At 71.3% G+C, this 20,560-nt stretch carries 18 protein-coding genes; 14 read left to right on the top strand and 4 right to left on the bottom strand.

Annotated elements, in window-relative coordinates; genetic code table 11:
• The gene (locus tag GA0070612_RS04550) at positions 1 to 603 is read left to right on the top strand and encodes a hypothetical protein (RefSeq protein ID WP_088986781.1); all 603 of its coding nucleotides are present in this window, start codon (positions 1 to 3) and stop codon (positions 601 to 603) included.
• A 177-nt stretch (positions 604 to 780) separates the two neighbouring features.
• On the opposite strand, the gene GA0070612_RS04545 is transcribed toward GA0070612_RS04550, so the two are convergent.
• On the bottom strand, positions 781 to 3,006 hold the full coding sequence (locus GA0070612_RS04545; protein ID WP_231924467.1) for a HelD family protein: 2,226 nt from the start codon (positions 3,004 to 3,006) through the stop codon (positions 781 to 783).
• Between the two features lie 915 nt (positions 3,007 to 3,921).
• Positions 3,922 to 5,172, bottom strand: coding sequence for an HNH endonuclease signature motif containing protein (locus GA0070612_RS04540; protein ID WP_088986780.1), 1,251 nt, complete (start codon positions 5,170 to 5,172; stop codon positions 3,922 to 3,924).
• A 691-nt stretch (positions 5,173 to 5,863) separates the two neighbouring features.
• Here GA0070612_RS04540 and GA0070612_RS04530 point away from each other — a divergent pair.
• The 3 genes from GA0070612_RS04530 to GA0070612_RS04520 are packed head-to-tail and all read left to right on the top strand — an operon-like array spanning position 5,864 to position 8,658.
• Positions 5,864 to 6,448: an ArsR/SmtB family transcription factor gene (locus GA0070612_RS04530; protein WP_088986779.1), complete on the top strand. Its 585-nt coding sequence runs from the start codon at positions 5,864 to 5,866 to the stop codon at positions 6,446 to 6,448.
• Between the two features lie 42 nt (positions 6,449 to 6,490).
• A complete protein-coding gene (locus GA0070612_RS04525) occupies positions 6,491 to 7,855 on the top strand; it encodes an MFS transporter (protein WP_088986778.1) in 1,365 nt (454 codons plus the stop codon).
• Complete coding sequence (locus GA0070612_RS04520; protein ID WP_088986777.1) at positions 7,807 to 8,658, top strand: menaquinone biosynthetic enzyme MqnA/MqnD family protein; 852 nt, start codon at positions 7,807 to 7,809, stop codon at positions 8,656 to 8,658. The genes GA0070612_RS04525 and GA0070612_RS04520 overlap by 49 nt, the downstream gene beginning before the upstream one ends.
• Positions 8,659 to 8,695: 37 nt before the next feature.
• On the opposite strand, the gene GA0070612_RS04515 is transcribed toward GA0070612_RS04520, so the two are convergent.
• Positions 8,696 to 9,658 (bottom strand): serine hydrolase, encoded by a 963-nt coding sequence (locus GA0070612_RS04515; RefSeq protein ID WP_088986776.1) that lies wholly within the window; start codon positions 9,656 to 9,658, stop codon positions 8,696 to 8,698.
• Positions 9,658 to 10,647, bottom strand: a complete 990-nt coding sequence (locus GA0070612_RS04510) for a hypothetical protein (RefSeq protein ID WP_088986775.1) — start codon at positions 10,645 to 10,647, stop codon at positions 9,658 to 9,660. The genes GA0070612_RS04515 and GA0070612_RS04510 overlap by 1 nt, the downstream gene beginning before the upstream one ends.
• Before the next feature lie 371 nt (positions 10,648 to 11,018).
• On the opposite strand from GA0070612_RS04510, the gene paaA reads away from it, so the two are divergent.
• The 10 genes from paaA (at position 11,019) to GA0070612_RS04460 (ending at position 20,542) form a co-directional block, all read left to right on the top strand.
• Positions 11,019 to 12,098 carry a 1,2-phenylacetyl-CoA epoxidase subunit PaaA gene (gene paaA, locus GA0070612_RS04505; RefSeq protein ID WP_088986774.1) on the top strand — a complete coding sequence of 360 codons (1,080 nt, stop codon included), beginning with the start codon at positions 11,019 to 11,021 and terminating at the stop codon, positions 12,096 to 12,098.
• Entirely contained in the window at positions 12,095 to 12,379 is a 285-nt protein-coding gene (gene paaB, locus GA0070612_RS04500; protein ID WP_088951115.1) for a 1,2-phenylacetyl-CoA epoxidase subunit PaaB, read from the top strand. Before paaA ends, paaB begins: the two co-directional genes overlap by 4 nt.
• Positions 12,376 to 13,101 (top strand): 1,2-phenylacetyl-CoA epoxidase subunit PaaC, encoded by a 726-nt coding sequence (paaC, locus tag GA0070612_RS04495; protein ID WP_088986773.1) that lies wholly within the window; start codon positions 12,376 to 12,378, stop codon positions 13,099 to 13,101. Before paaB ends, paaC begins: the two co-directional genes overlap by 4 nt.
• Positions 13,095 to 13,571 (top strand): 1,2-phenylacetyl-CoA epoxidase subunit PaaD, encoded by a 477-nt coding sequence (gene paaD, locus GA0070612_RS04490; RefSeq protein WP_088986772.1) that lies wholly within the window; start codon positions 13,095 to 13,097, stop codon positions 13,569 to 13,571. The genes paaC and paaD overlap by 7 nt, the downstream gene beginning before the upstream one ends.
• Positions 13,568 to 14,677: a 1,2-phenylacetyl-CoA epoxidase subunit PaaE gene (gene paaE / locus GA0070612_RS04485; protein WP_088986771.1), complete on the top strand. Its 1,110-nt coding sequence runs from the start codon at positions 13,568 to 13,570 to the stop codon at positions 14,675 to 14,677. Before paaD ends, paaE begins: the two co-directional genes overlap by 4 nt.
• Before the next feature lie 304 nt (positions 14,678 to 14,981).
• The gene (gene mqnC / locus GA0070612_RS04480; RefSeq protein WP_088986770.1) at positions 14,982 to 16,172 is read left to right on the top strand and encodes a cyclic dehypoxanthinyl futalosine synthase; all 1,191 of its coding nucleotides are present in this window, start codon (positions 14,982 to 14,984) and stop codon (positions 16,170 to 16,172) included.
• A 427-nt stretch (positions 16,173 to 16,599) separates the two neighbouring features.
• Entirely contained in the window at positions 16,600 to 17,877 is a 1,278-nt protein-coding gene (locus tag GA0070612_RS04475) for a cell wall anchor protein (protein WP_088986769.1), read from the top strand.
• A gap of 199 nt (positions 17,878 to 18,076) precedes the next feature.
• Positions 18,077 to 18,811 (top strand): demethylmenaquinone methyltransferase, encoded by a 735-nt coding sequence (locus GA0070612_RS04470; RefSeq protein ID WP_088986768.1) that lies wholly within the window; start codon positions 18,077 to 18,079, stop codon positions 18,809 to 18,811.
• Positions 18,812 to 18,900: 89 nt separating this feature from the next.
• Positions 18,901 to 19,125, top strand: a complete 225-nt coding sequence (locus GA0070612_RS04465; RefSeq protein ID WP_088986767.1) for a hypothetical protein — start codon at positions 18,901 to 18,903, stop codon at positions 19,123 to 19,125.
• A gap of 139 nt (positions 19,126 to 19,264) precedes the next feature.
• Entirely contained in the window at positions 19,265 to 20,542 is a 1,278-nt protein-coding gene (locus GA0070612_RS04460; RefSeq protein WP_088986766.1) for a geranylgeranyl reductase family protein, read from the top strand.
• Positions 20,543 to 20,560 lie beyond the last annotated feature (18 nt).

Here is a 20,560-nt window from a genome sequence, read left to right as displayed (position 1 = left end):
ATGAACTACCAGGAACGTCTGAGCCAGCTCGTCGAGCCGGGCGAACGTGTGCTCGCCATCGCGAAGACCGAGATCGCCCAGGGTGCCCGGCCGGCAGAGATGCCAGCTCCTGAGAGCCCGGAGCCGTCCAGCGGCGGTCGTGGCGGCATCCTCGCCAGCGGGCTGCTCAGCCTGATCTCGCCGCTGGTCTCCTTCTCGGCTGGGGACCGGCTCGTCGACCACATCTTCTATGGAGTGGCCGGTCGGGGGGCTGCGGGTTCGGCCGCGTCCACCCTGCAACACGCCCGACGTCCGGTGCCCCCGGCGACCACGACCGAGGACACCATCCTTGCCGTCACCGACCGGCGGTTGCTGGTGTGCGCCTCCGGTCCGATGAAGCTGTGGTCCAGCCAGGCCGACGACGAGAGGGCGGCAGCCGAGACCCGGGTGGTCTGGTCGACGCCGCGTACCGCCGTGGCCAACGCATGGGTCGGCTGGCACCGCCTCAACCCCAAGCGACTCCGGATCAGGTTCACCGACGGCTCCTGGTTGGCGTTCATCGTGCCCATCGCCGAGTCCGGCAAGCCGTTGCGCGACATCGCCGCAGCCCTCACCGACCGCTGACCCCCGCCGGGCAGCGCCCCGCATCGGTTGCTCGCCCGGTCTGTGCTGCCCGCCTCGTCTGTGCTGGGCGCCCGGTCATTGCAGGGCGGTGGTGTGTGCCGTGTCGTGGACGGTGCCGTGCCGTGGTCAGTGCCGCGCGATGGTCAGTGCCGCGCTGTGGTCGGTGCCGTGCCGTGGTCACGGCTGCGCGATGGACAGCGGGGCGGGCAGCGGCTCGTGGTGCAGCACCGCCAGCCGGGACACCGCCCGGGTCAGCACCACGTACAGCCGGTGCAGCCCGCGCGGTTCGGCCGCGACGATCGCGGCCGGCTCGACCACCACCACGTGGTCGTACTCCAGGCCTTTGACCAGCGTCGCGGGCACCACGGTGACCCGCTCCGCGGCCGACACGTCGTCGGCGGTCGCGGTCTCGACGCCGGCATCGGCCAACGCCGCGCGCAGCCCATCGACGGCGTCGTCCGCCGCGATCACACCCACCGAGCCGTCGTGGTCGAGCGCCGCGCGCACCTCCGCCACCGTCGCTGCGGTCAGGTCGGTCACGGTACGCACATCCAGGCCGCCGTCGTGCCGCAGCGACTCGGCGGCGGGTACGTCCACAGCGAGCGCCGGAAGGAGCAGGTTCGCGAACGCGACCACCGCGGCGGGCACCCGGAATCCGATCGTCAACGGAACCACCACAGCGTCCGGTTTGCCCAGATGGGCAAGCGACTCCTTCCAGTCCGTGGCCGCCCACGGCGCGGTGCCCTGGGCGAGGTCACCGAGGAGGGTGATCGAGCCGTGCTCGCTGCGGCGGGCAATGGCCCGACACTGCATGGGGGAGAGGTCCTGCGCCTCGTCCACCACCACGTGCCCGAACCCGGAGGGCCGTTCGAGCAGCCCGGCCGCCTCGTCGATCAACACCGTGTCGGCGGCGGTCCAGCGGGTCGCCTTCGGGGTCCGCGCCGGCTTCTCCCATCGGAGCAGGGCCTGCTCGGTGTCGTCGAACAGCCCGTCCGCCGCCGCGGCGAGTCGTGCCGGGTCGGAGAGCAGGCCGTGCACCAGCCCTTCCGGGGTGAGCGCCGGCCACACCGCGTCCAGGAAGTCGGTGACCGGCCGGCAGCGGCCCATCCGACGCAACCAGGCGTCACTCGGCGACTCGGCCCGGCGGGCCTCGGCCTGCCGTTGCAGCAGGCTCACCACCCGGGCCCGAACCCGTTCCCGGCCGGTGCCGTACGGCAGCCCTTCCCGACGGGTTTCCTCGACGATCCGGTGCAACGGCTCCAACCCGATCCGCCACCGGAACGAACCGTCCGACACGGTGATCGACTCGGTCGGTGCACCGATCTGCGCCCGCACCGCACGCTGTAGCACGCTCGCCATGCGTACGTCGTGCTTCAGCGCGGCGACCGCCGGCGCCTCGACGGCCCGCACCGGCACCCGGGAGATCAGCTCCTCCACTGTGGCCTGCTCGACCTCGACCTCGCCGAGCGCCGGCAGGACCGCCGCGATGTACGACAGGAACGCCCGGTTGGGCCCAACGATCAGCACTCCCGCCCGCCGCAACCGCTCCCGGTGCAGATAGAGCAGGTACGCGGCCCGGTGCAGCCCGACCGCCGTCTTTCCGGTGCCCGGCGCGCCCTGCACGCAGATCGAGTCGGCCAGGTCGGCCCGAACCAGCTCGTCCTGCTCCGGCTGGATCGTGGCGACGATGTCCCGCATCGGCCCGACGCGCGGCCGCTCGATTTCGGCGGTGAGGATCCGACTGGTCGTACCGAGTTCCTCGCCCCGATCCAACCGCTCATCCTCGAAGCTGGTCAGCACCCCGTTGCTGAACCCGAACCGCCGCCGAACCCCCACCCCCTGCGGATCTCGCGCGCTGGCTCGGTAGAACGACCGGGATACCGGCGCCCGCCAGTCCAGCACCAACGGCTCGCCACGCTCGTCGGTGACGTGCCGACGTCCCACGTGGTACCGGCGGCCGTCATGGTCACCGCTGGTGCTGGTGCTGGTGCTGGTGCTGGTGCTGGTTGGCTCGGCGGTCGTGTTGCCAGTGGTTGCGGTGTCGGTGGTTGTGTTGCCGGTGGTTGCGGTGTTGGTGGTTGCGGTGTTGGTGGTTGCGCTGCCGGTTGTCTGGCTGGCTGTGGCGTCGTTGTCGGTGGCCTCGGGACTCACCGTTCCCGCGAAGTCGAGGCGACCGAAGAACAGCGGTGTGGTGGGGTCATCCGCCAACTCGGCCACCCGGCGGGCCAGGGTCCGACCGAGTGTCTCGGCCGCGTACGCATCGCCGGCAACCTGGTCGCCGCTGGCGAAGAGAGCCTCGGCCCGCTCCCGCATCCGCCGTAGCGCTGCCCGCGAGGTTGCGAGGTGCGCGCGTTCGGCGGACAGATCCGTGTCGAGGTGAGTGTCGAGGTCAAGTGCGGGCATGCTGACGTCCCATCGTTCACATCTGCTGCGCGCTCGCGTGTCCGGGGGCGGATGGCCGGCCTCCCGGCGCGAAGACGTCCGTTCCGGTGCAGCTCACCTCGGCCGTCAAGCGGGCTGCAACCTTACGCTCCCGCTGCGGTTCCCACCACCGAATTACCCACGTGGCCACCCGTACGAGATGGCGTGTCGCTGGGTGCTGTCGATGCGGGGGTGCCGGGTGCGGTGGTGCTCGTGGTGCGCCGTGGTGTGCGTGGTGCGCATGGTGCACGTGGTGTGCGTGGTGCGCGTCGTGCTGGAGGTTGACGAGGGCTGCGCGTGTGCGGTTGTGGCGGGCGGCTGGCAGGCGTGCGCGGATGGGTGCGGGCGGGCGGCCGGCCGGGCCGGCGGGGGCCAGAGGCCGGCGTGGACGATAAGTGCGAGCGGCTGGCAGGCGTGCGCGGGCACGGGCGGGCTCGGGCGGACGGACAGGCGGGCCGAGGGCTGGCGCGGATGGGCTCGGGCGGGCGGGCGGGTTGGCGGGCGGACGGACGGGCGCGGATTGGTGTGTGCGGACCGGAGCGGGCGGGCGGTTGGCCGTGTGCGCGGGAGGGCGTGCGCGAACGGACGCGCGCGGGGCGGGCGCGGGCAGGCAGTTGGCCTGCGCGGACGGGCCTGCGCGGATGGGTGCGGGCGACCGGCGGGCGGGTCGGGCTCGGGCGGGGCCGCGGGCGGACGGGGCCGCGCGGACGCGGTGGCATGGGCGCGGCGGCAAGGGCTGCACAGGCGCGAGCTCGGTAAGGGTGCGCCGGTGTGGTGGCCCCGGGGGTCGGGGTCGGGGAGGGTGCCCGGTGCCCGGTGCCCGGTGCCCGGTGCCCGGTGCCTGGTGCCTGGTGCCTGGTGCCCGGTGCCCGGGTGGCGGTGGCATGTTTGCCGGTATCAGCAGCGCCGGTGGTAGACGTTGCGTCGTGGCGTGCGCAGCGGGTTGAGCCAACTGGGCGGGAGGAAGTCAGGTCGGCCGTCTGGTGCGATGCGGATCGTCCAGTCTCCGCGGTGAATCAGCCGGTGGTGGTAGCCGCAGAGCAGCACAGCGTTGCTGAGTGCGGTCTCACCACCGTCGGCCCAGTGCCGCACGTGGTGACCATCGCACCATCGGGACGGTCGATCACAGCCAGGGAAGGCGCAACCGCCGTCGCGCAGCACCAGCGCACGGCGCAACGGGCCGTTGAAGAGCCGACGCTGGCGTCCGACGTCCAGGACCTGACTGTTGCCTCCGAGCACCGCGGGCAGCACGCTCGCGTCACAGGCGAGACGCCGGATCGCGCCGGGCGTGAGAGGTTCTCCGGTCTCCAGGGTGCCGGCGCGTACGCCGTTGACCAGCTCGTCCAACGAGACGGTCACTATGAGCTGTGGCCGGTCGCCGCCGTTGTCGGGCAGCTCGCCGGTGCGCAGCGCGAGCCGGCAGACCTCGCCGAGTGCGTCTGCTCGCCGCTGGCCGGGGCTGCGGTCGTCGTGCTCACCGGTCGGAGCGCAGAGCGGATCGATCGCCTCGCGGAGCAGGCTCGCAGTTTCGGTGTCGAGGCTGCCGCTGAGGCGTACCTCCCCGTTGTGCTGCGCGGAGAGCGTGACGTGCCGGCGGGCCTCGGCACGGTCGGTGGCCCGCTTGAGGGCAGCGAGCTCAGCCTTGTCGGCCAAGTCCGGTGCGACATGCGTGAGGACGCGTTCCCCGAGCCGGCTCAGCACCGTCGGATCGAAGCGGTCGGCCCAGTCGACCAGCAGTTGGGTGGCCTTGTCCGCCACCTCCGGGCCGGCCTCCGGGGGAAGCGCGGCGATCGTTTCCGCCACCACCCGGCCCTGCTCGACGGACATCGCGCCGCTGAACAGCGCGTCACGCACTGCCGGTGGGGCAGCGTCGATGGTGCTGGCGAGCTGGACCAGTTGGCGGGCGGAACGGCTGGTGAGGCGGAGCCGCTCCCGCAGCCAGATGGCGGTGGACGAGGCGCCCTGGGCGGCTGCCAGGCCACGGCTGTCCAACTCACGCACCAAGCCGAGCTGGACAGCGGCAAGCTGCTGCGCCAACACGTGCGTCGCGTCGAGAGACGCGAGCAACTCGCTGTCGGAGAGCGCCCACGATGACGCTTGGGCGCAGTCGTCGACGGCATCTCCTGCCTGCGCCAACGCCCTCAACATGAAGACAGAATAGAACGTACGTACGACACTTTCGATCCGTATTGATCAATGCTGGGTGCATGCCATGTCGAATCATCGGAGGCTGCCGGAAGGTGGCGAGGCGGCAGGGTCTGCGGTGGGCGAGGCGCAGGGCGAGACGGCCGCGCGGTCGGCCGTGACGGACTCCGTGTGCAGGCCAGGGCGAGCGGCGCGCGAGCATGGCGCATCCGAGGCCAGTTCGACTTGACTGGCGCTGCCCGCGCTGCCCGCGCTGCCCGCGCTGCCCGCGCTGCCCGCGCTGCCCGCGCTGCCCGCGCTGCCCGCGCTGCCCGCGCTGCCCGCGCTGCCCGCGCTGCCCGCGCTGCCCGCGCTGCCCGCGCTGCCCGCGCTGCCCGCGCTGCCCGCGCTGCCCGCGCTGCCCGCGCTGCCCGCGCTGCCCGCGCTGCCCGCGCTGCCCCGCGCTGCCCCGCGCTGCCCCGCGCCGCCCCGCGCCGCCCCGCGCTGCCCCGCGCCGCCCCGCGCTGCCCGCGCCGCCCCGCGCTGCCCCGCGCCGCCCCGCCAGCACGTCAGCCACCCGCCTGCTCGCCGTCCATGCGGTCCGCGTCGTGCTCGAAGCTCAGGCCGTTGGCGAAGCCGGGCGGCGGACGAAGAGGTTGAGGCTGGTGAAAGCGGGGTGTTGGCGGGTCGCCGTGCCGGCCGGGATCATGGGGTCATGACCGAGGCCCGCCCCGATGCACGTCGGATGACGATCAGTGACCCGCAGGTGATGCGGGCGATGGCTCATCCGGCCCGGATCGCGATCATGGAGTATCTGAACAGCCGCGAGGGCGGCGGGACCGCCACCGAGTGCGCCGAGATCGTCGGGCTGTCGCCGAGCGCCACCAGCTACCACCTGCGGGCGTTGGCGAAGTTCGGTCTGGTTGAGCAGGCGCCGAGCCGTGGGGATGCGCGTGAGCGGTTGTGGCGGGTGTCGAGTTCGAGTGTGTTGGTGGAGGCCGGTCGTGATGCCGGGCCGGAGGCCCGCGCGGCGGAGCAGGCGCTGGTGGAGGCACATGCGGTCCGGGGCATGGAGCGGGCCCGGGACTGGTTGCGGCGCGCCGGGGACGAGCCTGCGGAGTGGTACGACACGGCGCTGTTCACCGACACGTTGCTGCTGCTGACCGCCGAGGAGTTGAGTGGGCTGAACGACGCGGTCATGGCGCTGCTCCGGCCGTACCAGGCGCGGCGGCGGCAGGCCGACCCGCCGTCGGGGGCGCGTTCGGTTGCTGTGCAGTACCGGGCGGTGCCGCTGGCGTGACACCCCTTGCGCGTGCCAGTTGTGAAGGATTATTTTCGAAGTATGTCCTTCACAGCTGGTTCGTCGCGTTGGTCTGACGTCTGGCTCGCCGCTACCGCACGTGGCACGACGATCTGCGGCGACTTCCTCGCCGCCACCGCGCTCGCGCTGGCGTTGCAGGGTGCCGGTGCGGGAGGACTTGCCGTCTCGGGGCTCCTGCTCGCGGCCACACTGCCTCTGGTGGTGCTCGCCCCGCTCACCGGTCGGCTCGTCGACCGGGTGGACAGCCGTACGCTGCTGGTGACCGTCGGCCTGGCGCAGGCGGTGATCTGCGCACTGCTCGCCGTGGCCGAGCACCCGATGGTGGTCGTGGGTCTCGTCGCGCTGCTCGCCTGCGGGCTCGCCGTGACCCAGCCCTGCCTGGCCGCGCTGTTGCCGGCGATGGTCCGCCCCGCTGACCTGCCCCGGGCCAGTGCGATCAGTCAGAACGCCGTCTCCATCGGCGCGCTCGGCGGGCCGGTGCTGGCCGGCCTGCTGGTGGGGCAGTTCGGCACTCGCGTACCCCTGCTTCTCGACGCCGTGACCTACCTGGCGCTGGTGGTCGCGGGCCTGCTGCTGCGGACCCGGCGTGGGGGTCGCCAACCCGCCACCGCAGCGCCGGGGCCCGCGCGCGGAGAAGACCACCGGGGTACGGACCTGGGCTGGCGGCTGCGCCGTGATCCGCTGATGCTGGTCATGGTGGTGAGCACCGCGGTGGTGATCGCGGCGATCGGTGGCATCAACGTGATCGAGGTCTTCTTCATCCGGGAGACGCTGGGTGGTTCGGCGACCACCTACGGCCTGGTGGGCGCGGCCTGGATGGCCGGCATGCTGCCCGGCAGCTGGCTCGCCGCACGACTCGCCCGCCGGTTCGACGACGACACGGCCCTCATCCGTGGGGTGTTGGCGAGCCTGGCCGTGTGCAGTCTGCTGGTGCTGCTCGCGGCAGGGGTGCCGACGGCCGGCCTGCTGGTGCCGCTCTGGTTGGTGGCCGGCGCGGCGAACGGCGGCGAGAACGTCTTCGCCAACCTGCTCATCACCCGCCGGGTGCCGGAGGCGATGCGTGGTCGGGCGTACGCCGGCTATGGCGCCGCGGTGCAGGGCGGCTCGATGGCCGGCTACCTCCTCGGCGGTGTGCTGCTCACGGCTGTCTCGCCCCGCCCACTGATCGCCGGAGCGGGCCTGGCCGGTCTCCTGGTGGTGTCGGCCTTCGCGCCGGTCGTCGCCCGCGCGGTACGACGACCGTCGTCGGGCGAGGCCGACGGACGACACGGTGCGGGGTTGGCCACTCCGAGCCGGCCCGCCGAGCCGGAACCGGAGGCCGGGGATACGGTCGGGTCATGGCTGAGCGCATCGCACGCCCGCGGGTCGGGCACATCCAGTTCCTGAACTGCCTGCCGATCTACTGGGGTCTGATGCGCTCCGGAGCCCTGCTCGACGTCGACCTGCACAAGGATTCGCCGGACCGGCTGAGCGCGGCGCTGGTCGCCGGTGACCTCGACATCGGCCCGATCACGCTGCTGGAGTACCTGAGGCACGCCGACGAGCTGCTGCTCCTGCCGGATCTCGCGGTGGGCAGTGACGGGCCGGTGCTCTCGGTCAACATGGTCTCCACCCGACCTCTGGGCGAGCTGGACGGTGCCCGGGTCGCGCTCGGCTCGACCTCCCGGACCGGGGTGATGACGGCGCAGCTGCTGCTCGCCGAGCAGTACGGCGTCCGACCCGACTACTTCCGCTGCCCGCCGGACCTGACCCAGATGCTGCTGGAGGCCGACGCCGCGGTGCTGATCGGGGACGTGGCGCTGCGGGCGTACTACGAGGCGCCGCAGCGGGGCCTCACCGTCACCGACCTCGGGCAGGCGTGGCGGGAGTGGACCGGGCTGCCGATGGTCTTCGCGGTCTGGGCGGTCCGCCGCGACTTCGCCGCCGCCCACCCGGGCATGGTCAAGGAGGTGCACGAGGCGTTCCTGCGTTCGCGGGACCTCTGCCTGGCCGAGTTGGACCAGGTCGCCGAGGCGGCGGCCCGCTGGGAGACGTTCGACGCGGCGACGCTTGCCACGTACTTCCGGGCCCTGGACTTCTCCCTCGGTGACCGCCAGGTCGCGGGCCTGCGCGAGTGGGCCCGGCGGGCCACCGCGATCGGCGAGGCCCCCGCGCTCCCGGACGGCGGCCCGGAATTCTTCGCCGGCTGAGAGAGTCGGGAGCCGAGCACGCGCAGGCGCGCGGGGCTCAGACGCCGGCGCGCAGCAACGCCTCGGTGATCTTCTCGCAGTTCTTCATGCCGTAGTCGTAGCCCAGGTCGATCGGGTACCTGACCATCACGCCCATCGTCCAGGTGTCGCCGATGGCCAGGCAGTTGATGTGCATCTCCTGCTCCTTGGTCCGGTCGATCCACCCGTTCTTGATGGCGATCTGCTTCTGCTCGGCGGCCGGGAAGGCCTTGCGGATGCCGAAGTCGCCGGCGCCCCGCACCAGCTTCATCTCGTTGAGCAGCCACTTGGTCCACTTCGGCCCGGCGGCGGTGCCGGTGGCGATGCAGTTGCCCAGTCGGGCGGTGTCCCGGGGGGAGAGTGCCGTCCGGGACCAGCCCTTGTCGGGGGCGACGCTGCTGTCGGTCAGCTTGCACATGGAGATCAGCCGCTTGATCGAGGCGTCCCGGCCGACCTGGTTGTAGAACTGCTCGGCCCTGGTGTTGTCGCTGTCGCGGATGATCCGCGTCGCGTCGGCGAGCTTCGCGTCGCTCGGCGTCTGCCCGGCGTCGGCTGTCCGTCGTAGGTAGTCGGCGACGATCCAAGACTTGATCAACGAGGCGGTCGTGCTGGTCTCGCCCATGTTCTTGGAACCGATGATCTGCCCGGTCCGGCGGTCCAGCACGCTCCAGGAATACCAACCCTGGATGTCCAGGTCGAGATCCTTGGCCACGAACGGCAGCGGCTCCAGCGAGGGGCTGGGGCTCGGTGACGGTGGACCCGGTTGGCGGGCGCTGCGATCGGTGGTCGAACCCGTGGACCGGTCGTTTGTCGTCGTGCCGGCGTCGCCCCACTTGGCGGCGGCGGCGGACTCGAACGGTGACCCGGGCAGCAGCCGCAGTGAGACCAGGACCAACCCGATCAGGATGACCGCGATGGCGACCAGCCGAAGTGGGGACGCGTCAGCGCCCTGGCGCCGACCGGACCGACGACTGCCGGCCATCAGAGCTTCCCGACCGGCTGCTGCGGCACCTTGAGCGCGGCACCGGGCTGCGGGGTGACCAACTGGGTGGCCACGCTCGCGCAGACCTTCGCGCCGTAGTCCAGACCGCTTCTCTGCGGGTAACGCAGCATCACCGCGAGGCTCCACTTGTCGTTGACGGCCAGGCAGTTGACGTGCCAGTTGCCGTCGTAGTTGATTGGGGTCCAGCCGTTCTTGATGCCGACCGGGCCCTGGGCGGTGATCGACTTGGGGAGGCCGTCGATGATGCCCCAGCGTCCGCCGCCGGAGTCGCGCCGCTGGTCCTTCGCCGCGGTGGTGCCTCTGACCTTGGCCATCTGTTCCAGCACCCACTTGGTCCACTTTGGGCCGGCAGCGCGACCGTCGGCGATGCAGTCGCCGATCCGGACCGCGTCACGGGGCGACATCCGAGTGAAGCTCCACCAGCCCTCGTACTTCGGCACGTTGCCGCGCTTCGTGTCGGTCAGCCCGCAGATCTTGATGGCTCGCTGCATCACCGGCCCGATCTGCCCGTTCGGCAGCACACGGTACGAGCCGCCCGCGGCGGCGTAGACCTTGTTCGCCGCAGGGTCGTTGCTGTCGATGATGGCGGCCCGTGCCGCCTCCTTGAGTGCGGCCGTCGGCTCCTTGTCGCCGAGCTGCCGCAGGTAGTCGGAGACGATCCACACTTTGATCATCGACTCGGTGGAGCTGGTCGCTGTCATGTTGGGTGACCCGGTGATCTTGCCCGTCCCCCGGTCCAGCAGTGCCCAGGAGAAGAAGTCACCGTTGAAGCTCACCGACACCGGGCCGGCCGCCAGCGTGGGCGGCGGGGGTGGGGCGGGCGCGGGCGCGGCGACGGTCGAGGCGGCGCCGCCTCCGCCTCCGCTGCTGTCGCCGTCGGAGAGCCGGGCGTACGCGGCGGGGACCAGGAGGACGCCGCCGAGCAGGACCGCCGCTATGGCGAGCACCATGGTCACGCGAGATCGCATGAGTGGGTGAGCTCCAGGTGTCAGGGCCGGGGGGACCGGCTGTTGTCCGGACGGATCGGCTGATCGCCGAGGCCGGGGGAGGTGGCCTCTGTCGTTCGCGGCAATCGTCTGAAGCCGATCGGTGTGACGGCGAAAGTCTACGTCCGGTTGTCGGACCCGACAGACCTCGACACTAGGCAACCTGCGATAAAGGCGGGATATGAGACCAGTTTGCGCCTATTGAGGCGATTCATCTTCGTTCCGTGGCCCAGGTCACGTCGAGGGATGGTCGGCCGGGGTGACGTAAAGCGTGCATTCCGTTACGGATGGGATCCTCGGAATTCTGTTACACCCCCTGGCGCATCGTGGTGCAAGCTGTAACACTTAGCCCTATGTATGGCAACGACTTCTCCGTCCCGGACGGTGCCCCGGACGAGGTGCCCGGCGGCGGCCTGCTGGGCGAGGTCGAGGCCGCCGAGGCCGAGCTGCGCGCGGCGGCAGCGCGCGGTCGGCGCGGCGGCCCCACCCCCGACGACGACCTCGCCGCGTACTTCGCCGAGGTCGTCGACGCGGAACAGAAGATCGAGCCCCGGGACTGGATGCCCGACGCGTACCGGCGGACGTTGATCCGGCAGATCGCCCAGCACGCCCACTCCGAGATCATCGGAATGCAGCCGGAGGGCAACTGGATCAGCCGTGCCCCGTCGCTCAAGCGCAAGGCCATCCTGCTGGCCAAGGTGCAGGACGAGGCGGGCCACGGCCTCTACCTCTACGCCGCCGCCGAGACCCTCGGCATCAGCCGCGACGAGCTGGTCCAGCTGCTGCTCGACGGTAAGCAGAAATACAGCTCGATCTTCAACTACCCCACTCTGAGCTGGGCCGACGTGGGCGCGATCGGTTGGCTGGTGGACGGCGCGGCGATCGTCAACCAGGTGCCGCTGTGCCGCTGCTCGTACGGCCCGTACGCCCGCGCGATGATCCGCGTCTGCAAGGAGGAGTCCTTCCACCAGCGGCAGGGCTACGAGATCCTGCACACCCTGGCGCACGGCACCCCCGGGCAGCAGGCGATGGCCCAGGACGCGGTGGACCGCTGGTGGTACCCGTCGCTGGCCATGTTCGGCCCGCCGGACGGCGACTCCACCCACTCCGCCCGGTCGATGGCCTGGAAGATCAAGCGCTTCTCCAACGACGACCTGCGGCAGCGTTTCGTCGACATGTGCGTGCAGCAGGCCGAGATCCTCGGGCTCCGCATCCCCGACCCGGACCTGCGGTGGAGCGAGGAGCGGCAGGCGTACGACTACACCCAGCCGGACTACGACGAGCTGATGCGGGTCATCTCCGGCGACGGGCCGTGCAACCGGGAACGGATCGCCCACCGCCGGGCCGCGCACGCCGACGGCGCATGGGTACGCGAGGCCGCCGCGGCGTACGCCGCGAAGCGGGCAGAGCAGCGGGAGAAGGTAGCGGCATGACGGATCATTCGCCACTGTGGGAGGTCTTCGTGCGCGCCCGACGCGGGCTGTCGCACACCCACGTCGGCAGCCTGCACGCCCCCGACGCCGAGCTGGCCCTGCGCAACGCCCGGGACCTCTACACCCGCCGCCAGGAGGGTGTCTCGATCTGGGTGGTGCCGGCCGGCGCGATCACCGCGTCCAGCCCGGACGAGAAGGACGCCTTCTTCGACCCGGCCGCCGACAAGGTCTACCGCCACCCCACCTTCTACGAGGTGCCGGACGGGGTGGCCCACCTGTGAACGGGCCCTTCGACTTCACTCTCGGCCTCGCCGACGACGCGTTGATCGCGGCGCAGCGGTTGGCCGAGTGGACCACCCGCGCGCCGGAGATGGAAGAGGACATCGCGCTGGCCAACATCGCTCTCGACCAGCTCGGCGCGGCCCGACTGCTGTTGTCGTACGCGGGTGAGTTGGAGGGCGCGGGCCGGGACGAGGACGCCCTGGCGTACCTGCGCGACGACCGGGAGTTCCGCAACGCGTTGCTGGTCGAGCTGCCCAACGGCGACTTCGCGGTGACGATGGCGAAGCTGTTCTTCCTGGCGGCGTACCAGGTGCCGCTGTACACCGCTCTGGTCGACTGCGCGGACGAGCGGCTGGCCGCGATCGGCGCGAAGGCGCGCAAGGAGTCGGCGTACCACCTGGACCACGGCGCGCTGTGGCTGAAGCGGCTCGGCGACGGCACCGAGGAGTCGCACCGTCGCATGCAGGCGGCGGTCGACCAGGTGTGGCCGTACACCCATGAGCTGTTCATCGCGGACCCGGCGGCGCCGGTCGACCCGGCCACGCTGCGGCCGGCGTTCGACCAGACCGTCGGCGCGGTGCTGGCCGAGGCGACGCTCAACCGGCCGGAGAGCGGCTGGGCGCCGGGCGGCGGACGGACCGGTGTGCACACCGAGCACCTGGCCTACCTGCTCGCCGAGATGCAGGTGCTGCACCGCGCCCACCCCGGGGCGCAGTGGTAAACCCCAGGGCGGCGGCCGCGTCGGTGGTGGACCCGGAGATCCGCGTCGTCACCATCGACGAGTTGGGCATCCTGCGGGCGGTCGAGGAGGACCCGGCCAGTGGCCGGGTCACCGTCACCATCACCCCGACCTACACCGGCTGCCCGGCGATGGACGTGATCCGGGCCGACATCCGTCGCGCGCTGGCCGCCGCCGGTCACCCGGACGCGGAGGTCGAGACCGTCTACAGCCCACCGTGGAGCACCGACTGGATCTCCGAGGCCGGGCGGGCCAAGCTTGCCGCCGCCGGGATCGCCCCGCCGGCCCGGGTGTCCGCTCCGGGTGTCGTGGCGCTGACCCTCGCGGTGCGCTGCCCGCTGTGCGGCTCGCCGGAGACCGAGCAGGTCAGCCGGTTCGGCTCCACCGCATGCAAGGCGCTGTGGCGGTGCCGTTCCTGCTCCGAACCCTTCGACCACCTGAAGGCGCTGTGACTGTCACCATCACCCGTCCGGTCCGCCGGCGGCCGGTCTTCCACAGGTTGTCGGTCGCCGCCGTCGACCGGCTCACCGACGACTCTGTTGCGGTGACCTTCGCCGTACCCGAGGAACTGCGGGAGACCTTCGCCTTCCGCGCGGGCCAACACCTCACCGTCCGTCGCGTGGCCGAGGACGGCACTGACGTGCGCCGGTCGTACTCGATCTGCTCGACCCCCGACGACCTGGCCCGGCGCGGCCGGTTGCGGATCGGGGTGCGGGAGGTTCCCGGGGGCGCGTTCTCGGCGTTCGCCTGCGGGGCGTTGCGCAGCGGCGACACGGTCGAGGTGCTGCCGCCGCTGGGCACGTTCACCACGGCGTTCGCGCCGGACCGGGTGCGGCACTACGGCGCGGTCGTCGCGGGCTCCGGCATCACCCCGGTGCTCGGCCTGGTCGCGACCGCCCTGGCCGTCGAGCCGGCCAGCACCTTCACACTGGTGTACGGCAACCGCACGGCGAACACCGTGATGTTCGCCGAGGAGTTGGCCGACCTGAAGGACCGCTATCCCACCCGGCTGCACCTGGTGCACGTGCTGTCCCGGGAGCAGGGCGAGTCTCCGCTGCTCTCCGGTCGGATCGACGCGGAGCGGTTGGGTCGGTTGCTCGGCAGCATCGTGCCGGGCGACCTGATCGAGGAGTGGTTCCTCTGCGGCCCGTACGGCATGGTGGTCGACGTCCGGGACGTGCTGACCGGTCGAGGGCTGCCCGACTCGGCGGTGCACACCGAGTTGTTCCACGTCGACGCGCCGCCGGAGCCGGTCCGCCGTCCCGTCGACCAGGTCGGCGCCGGAGCCGAGGTGACGATCGTGCTGGACGGTCGATCGTCCAGTTTCACCATGGGGCGTGAGGAGCGGGTGCTGGACGCCGCGCTGAAGGTACGCGGCGAGCTGCCGTACGCCTGCAAGGGTGGCGTCTGCTCGACCTGCAAGGCGAAGGTCGTGGACGGCGCGGTCACGATGGCCCGCAACTACGCGCTGGAGCCCGACGAGTTGGCCGCCGGGTACGTGCTCACCTGCCAGTCGAGCCCGACCACCGACAAGCTCACTGTCGACTACGACGCCTGACCCCCGGCAGCCCGGCGGCAGTCGGCGGGGCGGACGTGCGCCGTCCAGTAGGTGAGGCTGGTGCCGTTTCGTCTCCGGAACGGGGCGTCCGAGCCAGGCGGAGTGACGGAATGCGCTGGCACCCGGGTTGGCGCGAAAGGGATGAAGACTCGCACAGATCTTGGACACTTTCCGTTAGCACAAAACGGGAAGTGTCCAAGATCTAGCCGGTGGACAGCTCAGCGCCCTGAATGCTGCTTGGGGCGCGCGTCACGGGAGGCAGAGCGGAGTGCCAGCCCGGAAGAGGGCGACGTAGGCTCGGACTGTGACGGTGAGCCGGGAGATCGACGACATCCTGCAGCGCGGTGCGGACGGCGGGCGGATCACGCCCGAGGAGGCGTTGCTGCTCTACACCGAGGCGCCCTTCCACGCGTTGGGCGAGGCGGCGGACGCGGTGCGCCGGCGGCGCTACCCGGACAACGTCGTCACCTATCTGATCGACCGCAACATCAACTACACGAACGTCTGCGTGACGGCGTGCAAGTTCTGCGCTTTCTACCGCGCGCCCAAGCACCAGGAAGGGTGGACCCACCCGACCGAGGAGATCCTTCGCCGGTGCGGCGAGGCGGTCGAGCTGGGCGCGACCCAGGTGATGCTCCAGGGCGGGCACCACCCGGACTACGGCGTGGAGTACTACGAGGAGCTGTTCTCCTCGGTCAAGCAGGCCTACCCGCAGTTGGTCATCCACTCGATCGGCCCGAGCGAGATCCTGCACATGGCGAAGGTGTCCGGGGTGAGCCTGGACGAGGCCATCGCCCGGATCAAGACCGCCGGCCTGGACTCGATCGCCGGCGCCGGTGCGGAGATGCTGCCCGAGCGGCCGCGGAAGGCCATCGCGCCGCTCAAGGAGTCGGGCGAGCGCTGGCTGGAGGTCATGGAGCTGGCCCACCGGCAGGGCATCGAGTCGACCGCCACCATGATGATGGGCACCGGCGAGACGCACGCCGAGCGGATCGAGCACCTGCGCATGATCCGGGACGTGCAGGACCGCACCCGCGGCTTCCGGTCCTTCATCCCGTGGACGTACCAGCCGGAGAACAACCACCTCAAGGGCCGCACCCAGGCGACCACGCTGGAATACCTGCGGCTGGTGGCGGTGGCCCGGCTCTTCTTCGAAACCGTTCCGCACCTGCAGGCGTCCTGGCTGACCACCGGTAAGGACGTCGGCCAGCTCGCGTTGCACATGGGCGTGGACGACCTCGGCTCGATCATGCTGGAGGAGAACGTCATCTCCTCCGCCGGTGCGCGGCACCGCTCCAACCTGCACGAGCTGATCGGCATGATCCGCTCGGCGGACCGGATCCCCGCGCAGCGGGACACCCTCTACAACCGGCTCGCCGTGCACCACACGCCGGCCGACGACCCGACCGACGAGCGGGTGGTCTCGCACTTCTCCTCGATCGCGTTGCCCGGCGGCGGCGCGGGCAAGTCCCTGCCGCTGGTCGAGGTCAACTGACGCCCATCGACGCCCGGCCGTTCGGCTGACCACTGCTCATGCTCCCGCCGGAACGCCCCGGCGGTACGGGTGGTCCCCGTCGCCGCTTCGTCAGGCTGCCCGGTGTGGGGGTGGTGGAGATGATCGCCGACGGCTAGCGTCGCGGCTCGTATCCACTGCCACCGTCGGTTGCCGAGATCGGTGTGATCGTGCTGGTGGCGGGTGGTCCGGCGGTCCTCGTCGTGGGTTCGTCCTCCATCGGCCCGTTGCGGGTCGTTCATATAACGCACGGCGGTACGGGCGGGATGGGTGACCATCCCGCCCGTACCGTCTGCGCAGGTCGGGCCGGACGGATGAAATCGCGTGCGCCCGCTGGCGTGGGAGATCGACCTCCGATAGCGTCCGCTCGTTCCGCAACCACTCTTTCTTCCCTACCCCCGGGGGACTGATGACAGCGTTCCACCGCTCGGCCCTGGCCCGCGCCGGTGTCGTGGCTCTGCTCGCGGCCGGTGGCCTGGCCACCGTTGCCGCCCCCGCGCAGGCCGCCGACCAGGCCGACCTGGCCCTGGTGCCGCTCAGCTACGAGCTGGCCAAGGGTGTCAAGGCGGCCAAGGCCAAGCCGTTCAAGTTCCGGGTCGACAACAGCCGGAGCACGGTCGACGCCAAGGGCGTCAGCTACACCGCCAACGTCAGCCAGTTGGACAAGAACATGGTCGGCTTCGTGGTGCCCGACGGTTGCCAGGTGAAGGGCAAGACGTTCACCTGCCAGCTCGGCGATCTGCCGGCCGGCACCAGCGAGGAATTCGGCATCCCGCTGTTCTCCACCGGTGGTCGTGGCGACGCGGGCACGCTGGTGGTCACCATCAAGTCGACCACCGTCGACCCCAAGCGCGGCGACAACAAGGTCGAGCACGCCATCACCGTCGCCAAGCCCGGCTACGACCTGACCAGCTGGGTGCAGGACGTCCAGGCCAACGTCGTGGTGAACGGCGTCAAGGGCGACGATCCCAACCTGCGCCCGGTGCGACGGGGCGAGACGGTGCCACTGGACTGGGCGGTCTACAACGACGGCAGTCGCAAGGCGACTGGCATCTTCTACGGCCTGACCCTGCCGGTGGGCGTCACCTTCGCGCAGAAGCCGGAGGGCTGCCTCGAGCAGGTGTTCCAGGGCAAGCAGCAACTGTTCTGCGAGGACGCCGGCGCGGTGGTGAAGCCGGGGCAGTACTACACCTCCGACGTCCAGGTGACCGTCGGCGACGACGTGACCGAGCCGGTGCTGCACGAGGGTGACCTCTTCGCGTACGGACTGGACGGTGCCGCCGGGCAGCCCGAGGAGGAGCCGGAGGTGGCGAGCCAGGCGCAGCGCAAGGCGTTCACCGAGGTCGACGTGATGGACAACCACACCACCTTCGAGGCGTTCGTTGACCTGACCGCCTCGCCGACGCCGACGCCGACTCCCACGCCGACCGCCACTCCCACTCCCACTCCCACGGCGACGCCGACCGGTACGCCCACGCCGTCCGGCACGTCCACCCCGGGCACCACCACCTCGCCGGCTGCCGGTGGCGGTGGCGGCGGCGGTGGGTTGCCGGTCACCGGTGTGCAGGCCGGTCTGATCGGTGGCATCGGCGCGCTGATCCTGCTCGCTGGCGGCGCCCTGCTGGTGCTCTCCCGCCGGCGCAAGGTCGTCCTGGTCGCCCCCGGCGACGAGAAGTCGACCGACTGACGAATCCGCTCCCGGGCCGCACGGGTGAGAGCGGCGGCAGACCGGCATGACGAGAGGGCGGGGTGGGCGACCACCCCGCCCTTGCGCGTGCCCGGGGCGCGGGCCAGGCCACCGTGCCTTTCGCGTGCCCGGGGCGGGCCACGCCGCCGTGCCGTTTCACGTTCCCGGCGCGGCCACGCCACCCTGCGAGCGTCGGTCGATGGACGGCTGGCAGAGTGGTGGGGTGAGCCGTAATCCGCAGGGCCAGCGCGCCAGCCTGGACAAGCAGCCGCACGAGGTCGCCGCGATGTTCGACGGCGTGGCCGAGCGCTACGACCTGACCAACACGGTGATTTCGCTGGGTCAGGACCGCTCCTGGCGCCGGGCCACCCGGGCGGCGCTCGGTCTGCGTCCGGGCGAGCGTGTGCTGGACGTGGGGGCCGGCACCGGCGTCTCGACCCGTGAGCTGGCCCAGTCGGGGGCGTACGCGGTCGGGGTCGACCTGTCGCTGGGCATGCTGTACGCCGGCAAGCGGGCCCGGCCCGAGGTGCCGCTGCTGGCCGGGGACGCGCTGCGACTGCCGTTCGCCGATGCCAGCTTCGACGCGGTGACCATCTCCTTCGCGCTGCGCAACGTCAACGACACCGACGCCGCCCTGCGGGAGTTGGCACGGGTGACCCGGCCGGGTGGGCGGCTGACGGTGTGCGAGTTCAGCACCCCGGTCAACCCGGTCTTCCGGACCGTCTACCTGTCGTACCTGATGCGGTCGCTGCCGGCGGTCGCCCGTGCGGTGTCGAGCAACCCCGAGGCGTACGTCTACCTCGCCGAGTCCGTCCGGGCCTGGCCGGACCAGGCCGCGCTGGCCGGGCGGGTCGCCGCGGCCGGGTGGGGACGGGTGGCGTGGCGCAACCTGACCGGCGGCGTGGTGGCTCTGCACCGGGGCGTCCGCGAGTAGCGGGTGGCACCCGCACGGAACAGGGCGGATATTGTTCAGGTTCCGTGAATATCGGTTTATAGTCCACTTTGCCCCGTACGCTGGATCGCATGACCGGAGCAGACCCGGCGGGCCCGGTGGCCGCCACCGACGACGACGCGGCCGAACTCATCGCGCAGTTGCGGGCGTTGGCCGGCGCCGATCCGGTGGAGGTCCGGCAGGTCGTCGCCGAGGTGTTGGCGGCACTCGACCGGGCGGCGGGTGGGGCGCTCCGTGAGCATCTGCCGGAGACCATCCGGGTCGATGCGGGGCTGGACGCGCCCAGCCCGGCCTGACACCTGCCTGGTGTGGACGGTCGTGGACTGTCACATCGGCGAGTTAGGTACCCCTGATCCTGCGCTGGTATGACGCCGGTCATACACTCGTCCCGTCTGGCTTGTGAAGCATTTCACGAGCGTGCGGGAGGAGGCGCGAATGACCGCGGTGGAACACGATGCCGACGTCATCGTCGTGGGCGCCGGTCCCGGTGGGTCAGCGACTGCGTACCACCTGGCCCGGCACGGCGTACGGGTGCTGTTGCTGGAGAAGACCGAGTTCCCGCGCGAGAAGGTCTGCGGCGACGGGTTGACCCCGCGCGCCGTGCGCCAGCTCATCCGGATGGGCGTGGACACCTCGCCCGAGGCGGGCTGGCTACACAACCGCGGTCTGCGGGTCATCGGTGGCGGCGTACGCCTCGAACTGGACTGGCCGGAGCTCGCCAGCTTCCCCAACTACGGCCTGGTGCGCACCAGGTTGGACTTCGACGACCTGCTCGCCCAGCGGGCGGTGGCAGCCGGCGCGAAGCTGCGTACCAATGTCAATGTGCTCGGCCCGGTGCTCGACGGCGACGGCCGCGTCACCGGCGTCGAGGCGGAGGTCGGCCCGGGCAAGGAGCCCGCCACCTTCCACGCCCCGCTGGTCGTCGCGGCGGACGGGGTCTCTGGCCGTTTCCCGCTCGCGCTCGGGCTGGCCAAGCGGGAGGACCGGCCGATCGGCGTGGCCGTCCGCCGCTACTACCGCTCGCCGGCCAAGCACGAGGACAACTACCTCGAATCCTGGTTGGAGCTGCGCAGCAAGGACAGCGGCGACAACCTGCTGCCCGGGTACGGCTGGATCTTCGGCCTCGGTGACGGTCGGGTCAACGTCGGCCTCGGCGTGCTCAACTCGTCGTCCGCGTTCGGCAAGACCAACTACCGCCGGCTGCTCACCGACTGGCTCGCCAACACCCCGGAAGACTGGGGGATGACCGACGAGGCCAACGCCGACGGCCCGATCCTGGGCGCCGCGCTGCCGATGGGCTTCAACCGGGTGCCGCACTACACCCGTGGCGTGCTGCTGGTCGGTGACTCGGGCGGCATGGTCAACCCGTTCAACGGCGAGGGCATCGCGTACGCGATGGAGTCCGGCGAGCTGGCGGCGGAGGTCGTGGTCCAGGCTCTCGCGCGGCCGGCCGGTCCGGAGCGGGAACGGGCGCTGATGGCGTACCCGAACGAGCTGAAGGCACGGCTCGGCGGCTACTACCGGCTGGGCGGCATCTTCGTGAAACTGATCGGCCGTCCGGAGATCATGCGCATCGCCACCAAACACGGCATGCCGCACCCGACGCTGATGCGTTTCGTGCTCAAGCTGTTGGCCAACCTGACCGATCCCCGTGGCGGGGACGCGATGGACCGGGTCATCAACGCGATGACGAAGGCAGCCCCGGCTGTGTAAGTAGGACGGCATCGGTGC

Source organism: Micromonospora chokoriensis (assembly GCF_900091505.1).
Classification (GTDB): Bacteria; Actinomycetota; Actinomycetes; order Mycobacteriales; family Micromonosporaceae; genus Micromonospora; species Micromonospora chokoriensis.
The sequence above is the reverse complement of the archived record's forward strand: the minus strand, read 5'-3'. Positions and strand labels throughout refer to the sequence as shown.